Below are 14,327 nucleotides of genomic sequence, written 5' to 3' on the forward strand. Positions count from 1 at the left end.
TGATCCCTCCGACACTCCGGTGACGAACCACGTTCGGCGACCACGGTTTTGGGCCTGGTCAAACGGGTACCTGCAATGCCATGACTTCTCTGTGGCTGGCAAACCGCGTCGAACAACCGGCACCGGCCGATCCGCTGGCCGAATCCGACCGATCCGCCGACGTCGTGGTGGTGGGCGCGGGCATCACGGGGCTGATCACCGCGGTGCTCCTGGCGCGCGCCGGCAAGGACGTGCTGGTGCTCGAGGCGTTCCGGGTGGGCGCGGGCGCAACCGGCAACACGACCGCCAAGATCAGCCTGCTGCAGAGCACCAAGCTGTCCAAGATCGTGTCCAAACACGGCGCCAAGACGGCCGGCCAGTACGTCGAGGGCAACCGCGAGGGCCAGCAGTGGCTCGTGCAGCACTGCGAGGCGCACGGGTTGTCGGTGCAACGCGAGGACGCCTACACCTACGCGCAGTCCGAGCAGGGCGTGGGCATGGTGCGCGAGGAGTTGCAGGCATGCGAGGCCGCCGGACTGGACGTCGAGTGGGTCGACGACGCCGATGTGCCGTTCCCGTTCCACGGTGCGGTCAAGTTGGGCGAGCAGGCGCAGTTCGATCCGATGCCGTTGCTCGACAGCCTGGTCGTCGAACTCGACGAGCGCGGCGGGCGGCTGGCGCAAGGCGTTCGGGTGCAGAAGGTTTCGACCGATGGCGACGGTTTGACGCTGGGCGTACGCACCTTGACCGGGGGCGAGTTCGACGTGCACGCCAAGCAGTGCGTGCTCGCGACGGGGATCCCGATCCTGGACCGCGGCGGCTTTTTCGCCCGCCTCAAACCGCAACGCTCCTACTGCATGGCCTACAAGGTGCCCGGAAACATCACCCGCGGCATGTACATCTCCGCCGACTCGCCCACCCGGTCGCTGCGGTACGCGCCGACCCCCGACGGTGACCGGCTCATCGCCGGCGGCGCGGGCCATCCCGTCGGCCACGAGAAGAGCCCGGCCTCGTCGGTGCAGGAGCTCGACCAGTGGACGAAGCTGCACTTTCCCGGCGCGATGCAGACGCATTACTGGTCGGCACAGGACTATTCACCGATCGACGAGCTGCCCTACGTCGGACCGATCCTGCCCGGTAACGAGAAGATCTTCGTCGCAACGGGTTTCGACAAGTGGGGCATGACGAACGGGACCGCGGCGGCGCTGGCGCTGGCGAGCCGCATCCTGGGCGGACGGATGGACTGGGCCGAGGCGTTCGACAGCTGGAGCCCGCACGAGCTGTCCGGCATTCCGAAGGCGCTGCAGACCAACGCCCAGGTCGGTTTCTACCTGGCGCGGGGCTGGATCACCCCGGTCACGCGGATCGCCAACCGGACCCCGGAGGAGGGCGGCGTGGTCAGCGGTCCGCCGTGGGATCTGGAAGCCCGCAGCGTGGTGGACGGTTGCGAGTACCGGGTGTCGCCGGTGTGCCCGCATCTGGGCGGCATCGTCAACTGGAACGACGCCGACGAATCGTGGGAGTGCCCGCTGCACGGGTCCCGTTTCGCGCCGGACGGCACCCTGCTCGAAGGCCCGGCGACGCGCAATCTCACTGCGGCTCGGTGACTTTCGCCGTCTCGGGCAGCAGCCGACGCACGGCGATCGACGCGAGCACGCCGATCACGATCAGCGTGATCCCGACGGTGTCGGACACCTCGTCCGACACCCAGCCGACGATGCCGGTGATCACGACGAACGGCGGCAGCCAGTCGACCGCGCCCGCCCACGACGTCGTCTCCCCGGTCGCGTACTCGGGATAGAACTCGGTGAACGCCGTGGCGAAGACGAGCGCGCCGATCGGGATGATCCACGCGGTCCAGAAGTTGTCGTTGTCGTGCAACACGGCGTCGCCGATGCCGCCCGAGATCGCCGACACCACGAACGCGAAGGCCCAGGCGCCGGTGATCGCGAAGTTGATCCGCCGGAACTGGTCGGTGTCCCAGTGCTCGGGTGGCGTGGTGTCCTTCGCATACGCCATGGTGAAGGGGCGGCGCACGATCAGCGTGCCGACGGCGAATGCGGCGAGCACGATGTTGCTGAGTTCGCCGGCCCACAGGTCGAGCCAGTCGATCACCCCGGCGGGCGCGAGCAGGCCGATCACCGCCAGCACGCCGAAGTAGCCGACCGACAGCGCTTCGAGGGCGTGCACGGGAACGCCGCGCCGGGTGCCGACCCACAACGTCAGCAGCGCCAGACCCAGCGCCGCCGCCGCGGATTCCTCGAACCTGCCGGGACCGGCGACGACCGCCATCAGAATCCACGGCGCCAGCCCGGCGAACGGAGATTTGACGTAGGCGTCGATGAATTTCATGAGCGGACTGTACGCGCTGCGAGGGGGTTGTGTTGCAATGTCGGCATGGGTGACATCGAAGAGATCCAGCAAGTCAAGTTCCGGTACCTGCGTGCGTTGGACACCAAGCACTGGGACGACTTCGCGGCGACGCTGACCGAGGACGTGGTCGGCAAGTACGGCGAGTCGATCGGCGAGGACCACCACTTCACCGACCGCGATGAGTTGGTCACGTTCATGCGCAACTCGCTGGGCCCGGAGATCATCACCGAACACCGCGTCACCCATCCGGAGATCACTGTCGACGGTGACGAGGCGACCGGCACCTGGTACCTGCAGGACCGGGTGATCGCGGCCGACTTCAACTTCATGTTGATCGGCGCCGGTTTCTATCACGACCGGTACCGCCGGACCAGTGACGGCTGGAGGATCTGCGAAACGGGTTACGACCGCACCTACGACGCGTCGATGTCGTTGGAGGCGCTCAACTTCAAGGTGAAACCCGGTCGCGCTTTAAATATCTGACCACGGGATATCTGAGCGCTACTGCGCGATCGCGATCACCGCGCCGGGGCGTAGCCAGCGCATGATGTCGACGAGCGTGTTGTCGTCGATGGCCACACATCCCGCGGTCGGTCCGCCGTCGGTGGCGTGCAGGAAGAACGCGCCGCCGTTGCCTGGCACCCGCGCCTTGTTGACGCCCATCACGACGGCGTGGACGTATTGCGGGATCTGCAGGTTCTCGGTGCCGCTGGCGGGGTCGGTGTTGAACGGGCACTGCGACTTCTCGCAGACCTGCATGGTGTTGTAGGTCGGGCTTTTCATGTCGCCGTCCCACCAGTGGTTGGGCCCGACCTGGACGTACTGCAGGCCGCCACCGGGATTGGGCGCGGTGCCGAAGGCGAAGTCGAGCGAGAACACGCCCATCGGCGTCTTCATCTGGCCGTCGTGGGTCTGGGGCGCCATGCCGTTGGCGCCGATCCGCGCCGGGATCCCGGCGGCGACGGGCTGCCAACCCGCGGCGGTGCGCTGGTAGACGTCCATCTTGGCCTTCGAACCGCCAACGCCGACAACAGAAATCACTTGGGTGGCGCGGCCCACCGACTGGGCGAACCACGGCGTCATCTGTGCTGCGGCGACCGGGGACACGGCCACCGTCAGCACCGCCGCACAGATCAACGTCAGCAGCCGGCGCACCGGCTCATGCTAAGTGGCGATGGGCTCCGGTTGGAGTACGCCACGCAGCCAGGCGGACCACTTCGGTTGTTCGGCGGCCGCGACCTGCTCGGCGTCGTCGCCGTAGAGGTAGATGCTGACCGTGGTGTAGGCCTGCTCCCCGACCGTGCACGCACCGACGAGCGCCACGCCGGCGGCGGGTCGATCGATCCGCACGCTGATCAGGCGCGCGCGGCCGTCCTGGTGGATGTGGCTGACCGCACCGGCCAGCGGTGGTGCGTCTGAGGGGGTTTCGCGGCGTTCACCGACGTCGGCGCCGGCGAGCCCCAACGCCGCGGTGACCCGCTGCCACGCCGACAGCTCGCTGTCCGAGGTCTCCGCGGCGGCGTGCACCAGCGCCGAACGCTCCCCGGGAAAGTCGGCGAGGTAGACCTTGAGCACCTCGAAAAACCCGGGCCACCCGGTCTCGAAGCTCTCCATCTCGTCGTCCCAGTCGTCGCGGTCGGTGAACAGGCTGTGCACCATGCGGATCACGCACCGGTCACCGGAGCGGCTGGTGACAGTCACCTCGGTGGCCAGCGGTGGCGCGTCACCGCTCCAGTCGTACTCCTCGTAGGCGAACCGGCGCGGCGGGTCCCACGCCGTCACCGTGCCGGCTTGTACGGCCTCGCCGCAGTTCTCGTCGCCGAAGTCGAACCGCACGGCGCCGCCGACGTGTTCCTCGACCGAGGTGGGCGTGAACCAGGCACTCATGCCGACGCCGGTGGCGATGGCCTGCCACACCTGTTCCGGGGTGCCGGGCACGAGGACGTCCGTCGACACCCAGCGGCGACCGGATTCGTCTTTGTTCACGGGCATTTCGTCTCCTCCTGCGGTGCCGGGTAGGCGGCCACCATCAGCCGGTAGCCGCGGGCCTGTGGATCGGTTTCGTCGTGGTAGCGGGCCGCCAGTGCGGTGACCGCGTCGGAGAGGTCGCGCGTGAACGCCGCCCGTTCGGCGGGTGAGCGGAACCGGATCGTGGTGTCGATCGACAACGTGGCCAGTCGCTTGTCCTTCGCGCGCGCCGTCGCCCACAGGTCACCGACTTCGCGGACCGCGCGGGCGGCCAGCGCGATCAGGTAGCTGGCGGACAGCCGGTCGTGGGTGCGGCCGGGATCGGTGGCGACCGGTCCCATCGCGCTCGGCGACACCACGTACGACGCGGCGGTCGCCAGCAGCAGCCGCTCGCGCAGTCCGCCCCACTGGCGCTCGCCGGCCTCGGCGACGAGGCGATGCTCCTGCAGGGCACGCAGATGGTAGTTGACCTTCTGCCGCGAGATGCCGATGCGCGAGGCGAGGGTGGCCGCCGAGGCCGGTTCGGTCAGCTCGGCGAGCAGGCGGTTGCGGATCGGGTCCAGCGCGATCACCGCCGCGGCGGGGTCGGCGATCACCTCGACGTCGAGCATGGCGCCATACTCGCCCTTGACAAGATTATTTGTCAATAGGTCTGGCTACGTTGAGGGACATGGACTTGCTGCCCACACGACGGCGACGCGGTATCCGGCAGATCGGCGAGGGCCTCGGCACGCTCGACCGCGAGGTGTTCGAGGCGATCGCCGAGTCCCCGAGCCCGCTGCTCGACGCGGTGATGCCGCCGCTGACCAGGGCCGCCGATCACTCGAAGCTGTGGTTCGCGATCGCCGCGGCGCTGGCGGCGGTCGGCAATCCGTCGGTCAAGCGGGGCGTCAACCGGGGGCTGGTGAGCCTCGCGGTGACCAGCCTGGTCACCAACCAGGGCGCCAAGCGGGTGTGGAAGCGCCAGCGCCCGAACCGTCTGCTGGTGCCGCTGGCTCGGCAGACTCGCCGGATGCCGACGTCGAACTCGCTGCCGTCGGGACACTCGGCCAGTGCGGCCGCGTTCGCGGTCGGCGTCGGGCTCGAGAGCCCGGCGGTCGGACTCGGGCTGGCGCTGCTGGCGGGGCTGGTCGGCATGTCGCGGATCGCGACCGGTGCGCACTACCCCGGTGATGTGCTGGCCGGATTGGGTCTCGGCGCGGCGGTCGCGGTGGTGGGCGGGCGGGTGGTGCCGACCGCGGTGCCGACGCGGATCCCGGCCGCCGACCCGTTGTGGGTGGACACCCCGCAGCGCCCCGACGGTGCCGGTGTGGTGCTGGTGGTGAACCCCGCCTCCGGCAGCGGCACCGGTGCGCGGATCCTCGACGAGGTACGAAATGCGTTGCCGCAAGCCGAGATCGTCGAGCTGTCCGATGACGACGACATCGGCGAGGCGCTGCGGTCGGCGGCCAAGCGGGCCGAGGTGCTGGCAATCGGCGGTGGCGACGGGACGGTGTCGTGCGCGGCGGCGGCCGCGGTGGACGCCGGTATCCCGCTGGCGGTGTTCCCGGGTGGCACGTTCAACCACTTCGCCAAGGACATCGGATGCGACACCGTCGACAAGACGGTGCAGGCCATCCGGGAGGGCACCGTCAGTTGCGTTGACCTGGTGTGCCTCAACGAAAAACAGATGTTGGTGAACACCGCGAGCATCGGCGCCTACCCGACGTTCGTGCAGACCCGCGAGAAGCTCGAGCACCGGATCGGTAAGCCGCTCGCCGGGCTGTACGCGATGTTTCACACCCTGCGCCACGGCGAGCCGGTGCGAATCCGCTACGACAACAAGACGCTTCAGACGTCGCTGTTCTTCCTCGGCAACAGCACCTACCTTCCGTCGGGCTTCGCGCCGTCGCGCCGCACCAGAATGGACGACGGGCTGATGGACGTGCGGATCCTGGAGACGGGTCGGCGGTTCAGCAGGCTGCGCATCCTGCTCGACATAACGTTCGGCCGACTGGAGCGAAGCCCGCTGTATCACGAGATGCGGGTGCCGGAGTTCGAGTTCACCGCGGTCGACGGGCCGACGGTGCTCGCGCACGACGGTGAGGTCGGCGAAGAGGTCACCGACGCCAGCTTCACTGTGCGGTACCGGGCGCTGTCGGTGTTTCGTCCGGCTCTGTGATCGGCCGGGTGGGTGACACCGCGAGCAGGCAGAAGACGAAGTACGCGTAGCCCAGGGCCCAGCCGGCGATCACGTCGGAGGGGTGGTGCACGTTGAGCACGACGCGGCCGACACCGATCGCGATCACGACGACCACTCCCGCGGCGATCAGCCAGCCCCGCAGCGACGGCCGGACGACCGGGAGTGCGACGGTCAACAGCGCCAGCACCGCGACCATCACGCCCAGCGCGTGGCCGGAGGGGAAGGACGTGCCCAGCGCGGTGACGAACGCGGTGGCGGGCCGGGGACGGTCTGCGGCGGCCTTGGCGATCTCGGTGATCAGGCCGGCGAGTTCGACGCTGATCAACAGGAACATGGCGAAGCGGACGTTGCGGCGGACCAGCGCGACGATGATCACGACGATGGTGCCGAGCCGAAACGCGGTCGGCCCGAGCACGGTGCAGAAGATGTCCCAGCCGAGCACCCACCCGGGGCGGTCGGCGCCGTAGCGGTGCAGCGGGTCCAGGGCGGCGTCGTCAACGGTTGCGAGCCAGTTCCATTGCTGCGCGAAGGCGATCCAGAGCAGGACGTAGAGCGCGACGGCGGCCAGCGCGGTTCCGATGAGCCAAGTCCGCTTCGATGCCACGGTTCCAGCTCTACCACCTGCTCGGCGCTGCGGTTAGGGTGACTGCCCATGGCGGTGTTCCTGCGCAAGCTGTTCCGCATCGGTGGCTTGCCCGACGACCTGCGTGCCGAGGTGGAAGCCGAGGGCGTCCTGTTCCTGGGCGAGTACCTCGCGGTGACGCGGCGGTTCAGCGGCAAGATCCCGGGCCGGCGCGCGAAGGGCAACGTGACGAGCTACTCGGGAACGCTGGCGCTGACCAATCAGCGGGTGCTCGGCACGTTGTCGACGGTGCCCAAACTGGCCGGCCGCACGATCGACCGGCGCTGGGACGCCACGCAGCAGGGCGCCGTCACCGCCGAGTTCTCGGCGACCGGTCTGACGCTGGATGTGGATCTCCCGGCGGTGGATTCGCGCTTCAGCGGGGAACTTTCGATGCACTACAAGGTCGCGATCCCCGACGACATCCTGATGCGGCTGCCGCGCCGCTCGCTGGCCTTCGACGTGCCGCCCGAGTACGTGTTCCGCGCGGTCGGGGTGCCGTACCACCCTTGAGGTTCGGTACTCAGACAAACCGCCAGTCACAGCGATCCACTTTCTGCAGACAAAGTTCGAGAGGAACGCCGCAAAACGTTGATCGCTGTGATTCCCGTTAGGCAAGTTGCGCGATCGGACAACCCGCGTGATTTGAACGGTTGCTTATCCTCCGAGTGCCCGGTGGAGTGGACGGATCGGCGACGAGAGGATGCAACTGTGACGGACACGCGGCGAGACAACGTGCTGATCGTGCACTGGCACGACCTGGGCCGGCATCTCGGCGCCTACGGCCACAGCGACGTGTCGAGCCCGCGCCTCGACCAACTCGCTGCCGAAGGAATCCTGTTCACCCGCGCGCACGCCACCGCCCCGCTGTGCTCGCCGTCGCGCGGCTCCCTGTTCACCGGCCGCTACCCGCAGAGCAACGGCCTGCTCGGGCTCGCCCATCACGGCTGGGAGTACCGCGCCGGCGTCCGCACGCTGCCCCACATCCTGTCCGAATCCGGTTGGCACACCGCGTTGTTCGGTATGCAGCACGAGTCCTCCTACCCCGCGAAAATCGGCTTCGACGAGTACGACGTCTCCAACTCCTACTGTGAGTACGTCGTCGAGCAGGCGTCGAACTGGCTCAGCCAACCGCCCGACAAGCCGTTCCTGCTCACCGCGGGTTTCTTCGAGACCCACCGCCCCTATCCGCGCGACCGGTACGAGCCCGCCGACGCCGGCGCCGTCGACGTGCCGGACTACCTGCCCGACACCGAGGAGGTCCGCCAGGACCTCGCCGAGTTCTACGGGTCGATCTCGGTGGCGGACGCGGCCGTCGGCCGCCTGCTCGACACGCTCGCCGCGACGGGTCTGGACCGCACCACCTGGGTGGTGTTCCTCACCGACCACGGCCCGGCCCTGCCCCGCGCGAAATCCACGCTGTACGACGCGGGCACCGGCATCGCGATGATCGTGCGCCCGCCGCGCGGCACCGACATCACACCGAAGATCTACGACGAGCTGTTCAGCGGCGTGGACCTGCTGCCCACGCTCCTCGAGCTGCTCGGCGTCGAAATCCCGGGCGACGTCGAGGGACTGTCGCACGCCCCCGCTCTGCTCGCCCAGCACACCGAACCCGTGCGGGCCGCCGTCTACACCGGCAAGACGTACCACGACTCGTTCGACCCGATCCGCGCCGTGCGCACCAAGGAATACAGCTACATCGAGAACTACGCCGAGCGGCCGCTGCTCGACCTGCCGTGGGACATCGCCGACAGCGCACCCGGGCGCACCGTCGCCCCGCTGGTGCGCGCGTTGCGACCGGCCCGCGAGCTCTACGACCTCACCGCCGACCCGACGGAGTCACGCAACCTGCTCGGCCAGGACCGTTCACCCGAGATCGACGCGGTCGCCGACGAACTCGCGCTCCTGCTCAACGATTGGCGGGTCAAGACCAACGACGTCATCCCGTCCGAGTTCGCGGGAACCCGGATCTCCGAGCGCTACACCGAAACCTATTTGCGCATTCACGGACCCACCGTCACCAGCCGATCCGCGATCGCCTCGGACCGCGGCATCGACGACGACCACAGCCAATAGTTTCCCTCACGGTGATCGAAAACGTCGGGCGCGCAGATAAATTGACGTGGCGTTAAGCTGCGCCCATGGCAACGCATCCGACGGCGTATCTGGTTCTCGCGTCGCAGCGCAGTGGCAGCACGCTGCTGGTGGAGTCGCTGCGCGCGACGGGCGTCGCCGGTGAGCCCGGGGAGTTCTTCCAGTACCTGCCGAGCACCAGCCAGTCGCCGCAACCGCGGCAGTGGTTCGACGGGGTGACCGACGAGTCGATCCTGCGGCTGCTCGACCCGCTCGACGAAGGCAAGCCCGACCTCGCACCGCCGGAGATCTGGCGTGATTACATCCGCACCGTCGGGCGCACCCCCAACGGCGTCTGGGGCGGCAAGCTGATGTGGAATCAGACGCCGCTGCTGCTCGACCGCGCCGACGGCCTGCCGGACCGCTCGGGCACCGGCCTGCTCTCGGCGATCCGCGACGTCGTCGGCAGCGATCCGCTGCTGGTGCACGTGTACCGGCCCGATGTGGTGTCGCAGGCCGTCTCGTTCTGGCGTGCGGTCCAGACCCGGGTGTGGCGCGGTCGCCCCGACCCTGGGCGCGACGCCCGCGCCGAATACCACGCAGGAGCGATCGCCCACGTGGTCACGATGCTGCGCGCGCAGGAGGAGGGGTGGCGCAACTGGTTCGCCGAGGAGAACGTCGCCCCGATGGAGGTGCCGTATCCGGTGTTGTGGCGCAACCTCACCGAAGTGGTCGGCGACGTCCTCGAGGCGCTCGGCCTCGATCGGCAGCTGGCGCCGTCTCCGGTGCTCGAGCGCCAGGCCGACCAGCGTTCCGACGAGTGGGTGGACCGCTACCGTGCCGAGGCCGAAACCCTCGGACTGCCAACCTGATTCACCGGACCTGCGCAACCACGAAGATGCGCCGGAACGGAAAGAACGTTCGGCCGTCGGAGCGCCGCGGATAGGACTCGTCGAGCAGCGGGATCAGCTCGGCGCGGAACTCGTCCCACTCCGGATCGGAAAGACGGCTGCGCACCGGCCGCAGCGCGGTTCCGGTGATCCAGTCCAGCACCGGGTTCTCGCCGGTGAGCTCGTGGATGTAGGTGGTCTCCCATGCGTCGACGGCACAACCCGCGTCGGTGAGCAGCCCCGCGTAACCCGCCGGGCCGTCGACCTGTCCTTCACGAAACGGGAAGTCCCGCAGCGGTTCTGCCCACCGCTCGCGACGCGCGAGTTCCCGCACCGCACGGTGCGACGGGGCATCGAAGTTCCCCGGCACCTGGATGGCGATCCACGACCCCGCCGCCAGCTGTTGCGCCCACCGCACCAACAACGCCGAATGGTCCGGTATCCACTGCAGCGTGGCATTGCTGACCACCACATCGGTGTCGGGGGCCGGTGACCAGTCCCGGACGTCGCCCACCCGCGCGTCCAGACCGCGCTCCTGCGCCGCGGCGACCATCTCCGGTGAACTGTCCCAGGCCTCGATCACGGCGTTCGGCCACCGCGCGGCCAGGGTCGCGGTCAGATTGCCCGGTCCGCAACCGAGATCAGTCACCCGCCGCGGAGCGTCGGCGTTGACCCGGGCCAACAGGTCGTAGAACGGGCGACCGCGCTGATCGGCGAAAGCCAGATACACGTCGGGATTCCACATGCCCCCAGTCTGCACCGTCATCGCGCCGGTCCCGCGGGTTACCATTCGGGCGTGACGCAATCGGACGTGGATCCGCCGATCCCGGTGCCCGACGTCCCCGGCGCCGACGCCACTGCCCGCGGACTGCCCCGTCGGATCGATCTCACCCTGCGTCAACGCCTCGTCGTCGACGCCTCGGCGGTGGCCGATCTGGGCCTGCGCACGGCGATCGCGTCGCTGCTCGCCACCACGATGCTGCCGACGCTGGCCGGCGGGCTGAGCCGCTCACAGTTCCGCGCCGAGCGGAAACAGCTCGAGTTCTACGCCGAACTCGCCGACGCCAAGGATCCTGCCCGGTCCTTTCCCGCGCCGACCGAGGTTCCCCGGGTGTCGTCGCGCGCCGCGAACCCGCTCGCGGAGTGGATCGCCAAGGGCCGCGTGCACAACATCCGTTTCAACAGCAGCTTCACCGCGGTGAACCCGGCGCTGCGCGATCAGTGCCGCGGTTTCACCCGCAACAACGTGGTGCACGCCCAGCACTGGCGTCACGACGACGGCCCGCACCCGACGCTGTGTTTGATCCACGGCTTCATGGGATCGCCGTACCTGTTCAACGGGCTGTTCTTCTCGCTGCCCTGGTTCTTCCGGTCGGGCTACGACGTGCTGTTGTACACCATGCCCTTTCACGGTAGCCGCGCCGAAAAGGGTTCGCCGTTCAGTGGATACGGGTTCTTCGCCAACGGGTTCTCCGGTTTCGCCGAGGCCATGGCGCAGGCCGTGCACGACTTCCGCTCGATCATCGACTACCTCGAGTTCACCGGCGTCGACCGCATCGCGCTGACCGGGATGTCGCTGGGCGGCTACACGTCGGCGCTCATCGCCGGCGTCGACGACCGCATCCAGGCCGTCATCCCCAACGTCCCGGTGGTCGCACCCGACCAGACCGTCGACGAATGGTTCCCGGCCAACAAAGTCGTGGCATTGCGGAACCTGTTGAGCGGCACTGATTCCGGGCTCGCCGGTGCGGCCAACCGGTACTCCTCACCGCTGAACTACGCCCCGCTGGTGCCCAAGGACCGCCGCCTGATCATCACCGGCCTCGGTGACCGGCTCGCGCCTCCCCAGCAGGCGGAGATGCTGTGGGAGCACTGGGACCGGTGCGCGTTCCACTGGTTCCCGGGCAACCACATCCTGCACGTGAGCCAACCGGATTACCTGCGCCGGATGACCCGGTTCATGCAGCACTTCATGTTCGACTGAACTGCTCGGTGCCCGCCGGCCAGCCCAGCGTGTCCAGCAGTCCCGCCGGCGCGGGCCTGCTCGGCACACCCAGGCGGCCCACCGCCGCAGGATCCAGCGCGGTCAGCAGCGGGCCCTGCAGCCCGCGCTGCTCGATCAGGCCCGGCAGCGCCGGCCCGGGTTCCGTGGCTCGGACCGCGCACACCGCGGCCACCACCGGTTGTGCTGCGGTGCCGCTGAATTCGAGTGCCGTCCACGTCTCGGCCCGGTCCGACCAGGCCTGCGCGAGCCGCTCCCCCAGCAGTTCATCGACAGGGATGGCATAGCCCGAGATGAAGCCGCGCTCGTCGTGCACACCGCGCCAAGTCTCGCGTTCCCATCCCTCCAGCGGAGCGGGCGCGGATTCGACGATCACGGCGTCCAGCCCGGTCTCCCGCAGATGGTCGGCGAGCCGGCGGCCGGCGATCGTCGCCGTCTCACGCAGCGGCAGCTCTTTCGAACGTGCCTGCAGCGCAGCGAGGTTGGTGCGGGCATCGAACGTCAGGCTCACCCAGGTGTCGGTGACCCCGGCACTGGCGCGGTTGGTCACCCGGACCTTCTCGCTGCGCAGCCCGAAACGCTCGACGTATCCGGCCAGCACCGGCAACGCGACCCCGCGGCCCGCCGGGTCGTCGACGCGCAGCACCACGGTCGTCTGGTTGGGGTGCTGCTCGATCGTCCTGCCGTGATTGCGTCGCCACACCGCGAACCGCCGCGCGATCATGGTGGTCAGGAACTGCCCGCGCCACCACGCCAGCACGACGATGACGACCGCCGCGCCCACGCCGAGGATCCACCAGTCCGTCGTCGACTGCCAGGGATACGCCAGGACGGCCAGGACGACGGCCAACGCCGCCAATGCGATTCGTACGGTCACGATGCCTCCGTCTGAGGGTCAGAGTTCTTGCGCCGGTGCACACCGACCGCCGCCGCGACCACCGCGAGCACGGCCAGCACACCGGTGCCGACGAACGCGACGATGCGCGGGGTGGCGTCGGGCGGGGCCGGTTGGTCGGGGGCGGCGACGGGCCGCGGTTCGGCCGCGGCGTCATCACCGACGGCTGCGCTGACGTCCCAGGTCAACGCCGCCACGGCGTCGACGAGTCCGGCGCCGGTCAGATTCGACGGTGCGCGCGCCGCGCCCTGCGCCCCGGCGGTGAGCCGGTCGCGCACCTGCTCGGCGGTCAGCTCCGGAAAACGGCTGCGCACCAACGCCGCAACGCCGGACACATACGCCGCCGCGAAGCTGGAACTGTTGAGCGGGAACAGCCGGCCCTGCGCATCGGGCACCGCGTTGGCCAGGCCGCCGCCGTCGGCGTTGCCCACCGACGCGATGTTCTGCCCGGGCGCCGCGATGCTCACCCAGGGACCCGCCATCGTGAAATCCGATGGCCGGCCGTCCGGATTCAGCGATCCGACGGACAGCACGTAAGGCTGCCACGACGACGGGATCGACACCGAGGTGACGCCCGCCCAGTTGCGCGGGTCCTCCGGGCGACCGGGGTCGGACAGCGGGTTCGAGGGGCACGCCGACCCCGGGTTGAGTCCGGCCTTGTTGTTTCCTGCGGCGGCGACGATCACCGCGTCCTTGTCGACGGCCGCGTACCGCAACGCCGCGCCGAGTTCGGACTGGTCGACCTCTTCGGTGGCGGGCAGACAGGTGACAGCGGAGATGTTGATCACCCGCGCACCCAGATCGGCCGCCCGGACGACGGCGCGTGCCAACGTCGCCACATCGAGCGCGACCCGGGCCGTGGCCGGGTTCTCACCGGTCTCTCGGGGCGCGAAATGCGCTGACGTGGAACGAATCGACAGGATCCGGGCACCGGGTGCCACCCCGGAGAACCCGTCGGCGCCCGGCTTACCCGCGATCAGCCCGGCGACCAGCGTGCCGTGCCCGTCGCAGTCGGTCAGGCCGTTGGTCGATTCGACGAAGTCACCGCCCGGGTCGACGTCGGGCAGCCGCGGGCCCGGCTTGACGCCGGTGTCGAGGACGGCGACGAGTTGCCCGTCGCCGCGGCTGTACTTCCACGCGCCGTCGAGGTTGAGCATCGTCTGGTTGGGGTTCGGCGCGCCAGGGTCGGTGCCGGGCAGCACGCCCGTCGTCACGCACTGGCCGCGCTGCGCCATCGGCTGAACCGGGCCGGGCGCGCCCGACGGCGGCGGCACCCCGGGATCAACCTGTGGCGGGGTGATCGCCTGCGCGGCAGGCATGGTCGACGCCGCCACGATCAG

At 69.2% G+C, this 14,327-nt stretch carries 15 protein-coding genes; 7 read left to right on the plus strand and 8 right to left on the minus strand.

From position 1 onward, the window contains the following. Positions 1–80: 80 nt before the first annotated feature. On the plus strand, positions 81–1,586 hold the full coding sequence (locus BLW81_RS03765; protein ID WP_083406049.1) for an FAD-dependent oxidoreductase: 1,506 nt from the start codon (positions 81–83) through the stop codon (positions 1,584–1,586). On the opposite strand, the gene BLW81_RS03770 is transcribed toward BLW81_RS03765, so the two are convergent. Continuing rightward, positions 1,570–2,331, minus strand: coding sequence for a hypothetical protein (locus tag BLW81_RS03770; RefSeq protein ID WP_157897573.1), 762 nt, complete (start codon positions 2,329–2,331; stop codon positions 1,570–1,572). The genes BLW81_RS03765 and BLW81_RS03770 overlap by 17 nt on opposite strands. A 45-nt stretch (positions 2,332–2,376) precedes the next feature. Between BLW81_RS03770 and BLW81_RS03775 the strand changes: the two genes are divergently transcribed. Further along, complete coding sequence (locus BLW81_RS03775) at positions 2,377–2,835, plus strand: nuclear transport factor 2 family protein (protein WP_083406050.1); 459 nt, start codon at positions 2,377–2,379, stop codon at positions 2,833–2,835. Positions 2,836–2,853: 18 nt separating this feature from the next. Here the strand turns inward: BLW81_RS03775 and BLW81_RS03780 are convergent, their stop codons facing one another. From BLW81_RS03780 to BLW81_RS03790, 3 genes are read right to left on the minus strand one after another with little or no spacing between them, the layout of a single operon-like run. Further along, a complete protein-coding gene (locus tag BLW81_RS03780; RefSeq protein ID WP_083406051.1) occupies positions 2,854–3,507 on the minus strand; it encodes a L,D-transpeptidase family protein in 654 nt (217 codons plus the stop codon). 9 nt (positions 3,508–3,516) lie between these two features. Next, positions 3,517–4,344, minus strand: coding sequence for an SRPBCC family protein (locus BLW81_RS03785; protein WP_083406052.1), 828 nt, complete (start codon positions 4,342–4,344; stop codon positions 3,517–3,519). Then, positions 4,335–4,931: an ArsR/SmtB family transcription factor gene (locus BLW81_RS03790; RefSeq protein WP_083406053.1), complete on the minus strand. Its 597-nt coding sequence runs from the start codon at positions 4,929–4,931 to the stop codon at positions 4,335–4,337. Before BLW81_RS03790 ends, BLW81_RS03785 begins: the two co-directional genes overlap by 10 nt. Positions 4,932–4,990: 59 nt before the next feature. On the opposite strand from BLW81_RS03790, the gene BLW81_RS03795 reads away from it, so the two are divergent. Continuing rightward, positions 4,991–6,481, plus strand: a complete 1,491-nt coding sequence (locus BLW81_RS03795) for a bifunctional phosphatase PAP2/diacylglycerol kinase family protein (RefSeq protein WP_083406054.1) — start codon at positions 4,991–4,993, stop codon at positions 6,479–6,481. On the opposite strand, the gene BLW81_RS03800 is transcribed toward BLW81_RS03795, so the two are convergent. Further along, the gene (locus BLW81_RS03800; RefSeq protein ID WP_157897574.1) at positions 6,435–7,106 is read right to left on the minus strand and encodes a phosphatase PAP2 family protein; all 672 of its coding nucleotides are present in this window, start codon (positions 7,104–7,106) and stop codon (positions 6,435–6,437) included. The two genes, BLW81_RS03795 and BLW81_RS03800, sit on opposite strands and share 47 nt — an antisense overlap. Before the next feature lie 48 nt (positions 7,107–7,154). On the opposite strand from BLW81_RS03800, the gene BLW81_RS03805 reads away from it, so the two are divergent. The 3 genes from BLW81_RS03805 (at position 7,155) to stf0 (ending at position 10,072) form a co-directional block, all read left to right on the plus strand. Then, entirely contained in the window at positions 7,155–7,637 is a 483-nt protein-coding gene (locus BLW81_RS03805) for a mitochondrial porin family protein (RefSeq protein ID WP_083406055.1), read from the plus strand. A 198-nt stretch (positions 7,638–7,835) separates the two neighbouring features. Next, complete coding sequence (locus BLW81_RS03810) at positions 7,836–9,203, plus strand: sulfatase family protein (RefSeq protein WP_083406056.1); 1,368 nt, start codon at positions 7,836–7,838, stop codon at positions 9,201–9,203. Positions 9,204–9,268: 65 nt separating this feature from the next. After that, positions 9,269–10,072 (plus strand): trehalose 2-sulfotransferase, encoded by an 804-nt coding sequence (gene stf0 / locus BLW81_RS03815; protein WP_083406057.1) that lies wholly within the window; start codon positions 9,269–9,271, stop codon positions 10,070–10,072. Position 10,073: 1 nt separating this feature from the next. Here stf0 and BLW81_RS03820 read toward each other — a convergent pair whose 3' ends face one another. Next, positions 10,074–10,835 carry a trans-aconitate 2-methyltransferase gene (locus tag BLW81_RS03820; RefSeq protein WP_083410304.1) on the minus strand — a complete coding sequence of 254 codons (762 nt, stop codon included), beginning with the start codon at positions 10,833–10,835 and terminating at the stop codon, positions 10,074–10,076. Positions 10,836–10,886: 51 nt separating this feature from the next. Between BLW81_RS03820 and BLW81_RS29220 the strand changes: the two genes are divergently transcribed. Then, entirely contained in the window at positions 10,887–12,074 is a 1,188-nt protein-coding gene (locus BLW81_RS29220; protein ID WP_157897575.1) for an alpha/beta hydrolase family protein, read from the plus strand. On the opposite strand, the gene eccE is transcribed toward BLW81_RS29220, so the two are convergent. Further along, complete coding sequence (gene eccE, locus BLW81_RS03825; RefSeq protein WP_157897576.1) at positions 12,061–12,969, minus strand: type VII secretion protein EccE; 909 nt, start codon at positions 12,967–12,969, stop codon at positions 12,061–12,063. The two genes, BLW81_RS29220 and eccE, sit on opposite strands and share 14 nt — an antisense overlap. After that, positions 12,966–14,306 (minus strand): type VII secretion-associated serine protease mycosin, encoded by a 1,341-nt coding sequence (mycP, locus tag BLW81_RS03830; protein ID WP_083410305.1) that lies wholly within the window; start codon positions 14,304–14,306, stop codon positions 12,966–12,968. Before mycP ends, eccE begins: the two co-directional genes overlap by 4 nt. Positions 14,307–14,327: the final 21 nt, after the last annotated feature.

This window comes from Mycolicibacterium rutilum (assembly GCF_900108565.1).
Lineage (GTDB): Bacteria > Actinomycetota > Actinomycetes > Mycobacteriales > Mycobacteriaceae > Mycobacterium > Mycobacterium rutilum.

What these genes read in the sequence shown, in the direction of transcription:
- BLW81_RS03805 (WP_083406055.1), top strand. Translation starts at nt 7,155, where the DNA reads ATGGCGGTGTTCCTGCGCAAGCTGTTCCGCATCGGTGGCTTGCCCGAC.
- BLW81_RS03795 (WP_083406054.1), top strand. Translation starts at nt 4,991, where the DNA reads ATGGACTTGCTGCCCACACGACGGCGACGCGGTATCCGGCAGATCGGC.
- BLW81_RS03790 (WP_083406053.1), bottom strand. Translation starts at nt 4,931, where the DNA reads ATGCTCGACGTCGAGGTGATCGCCGACCCCGCCGCGGCGGTGATCGCG.
- BLW81_RS03770 (WP_157897573.1), bottom strand. Translation starts at nt 2,331, where the DNA reads ATGAAATTCATCGACGCCTACGTCAAATCTCCGTTCGCCGGGCTGGCG.
- stf0 (WP_083406057.1), top strand. Translation starts at nt 9,269, where the DNA reads ATGGCAACGCATCCGACGGCGTATCTGGTTCTCGCGTCGCAGCGCAGT.
- BLW81_RS03765 (WP_083406049.1), top strand. Translation starts at nt 81, where the DNA reads ATGACTTCTCTGTGGCTGGCAAACCGCGTCGAACAACCGGCACCGGCC.
- BLW81_RS03775 (WP_083406050.1), top strand. Translation starts at nt 2,377, where the DNA reads ATGGGTGACATCGAAGAGATCCAGCAAGTCAAGTTCCGGTACCTGCGT.
- BLW81_RS03820 (WP_083410304.1), bottom strand. Translation starts at nt 10,835, where the DNA reads ATGTGGAATCCCGACGTGTATCTGGCTTTCGCCGATCAGCGCGGTCGC.
- BLW81_RS03785 (WP_083406052.1), bottom strand. Translation starts at nt 4,344, where the DNA reads ATGCCCGTGAACAAAGACGAATCCGGTCGCCGCTGGGTGTCGACGGAC.
- mycP (WP_083410305.1), bottom strand. Translation starts at nt 14,306, where the DNA reads ATGCCTGCCGCGCAGGCGATCACCCCGCCACAGGTTGATCCCGGGGTG.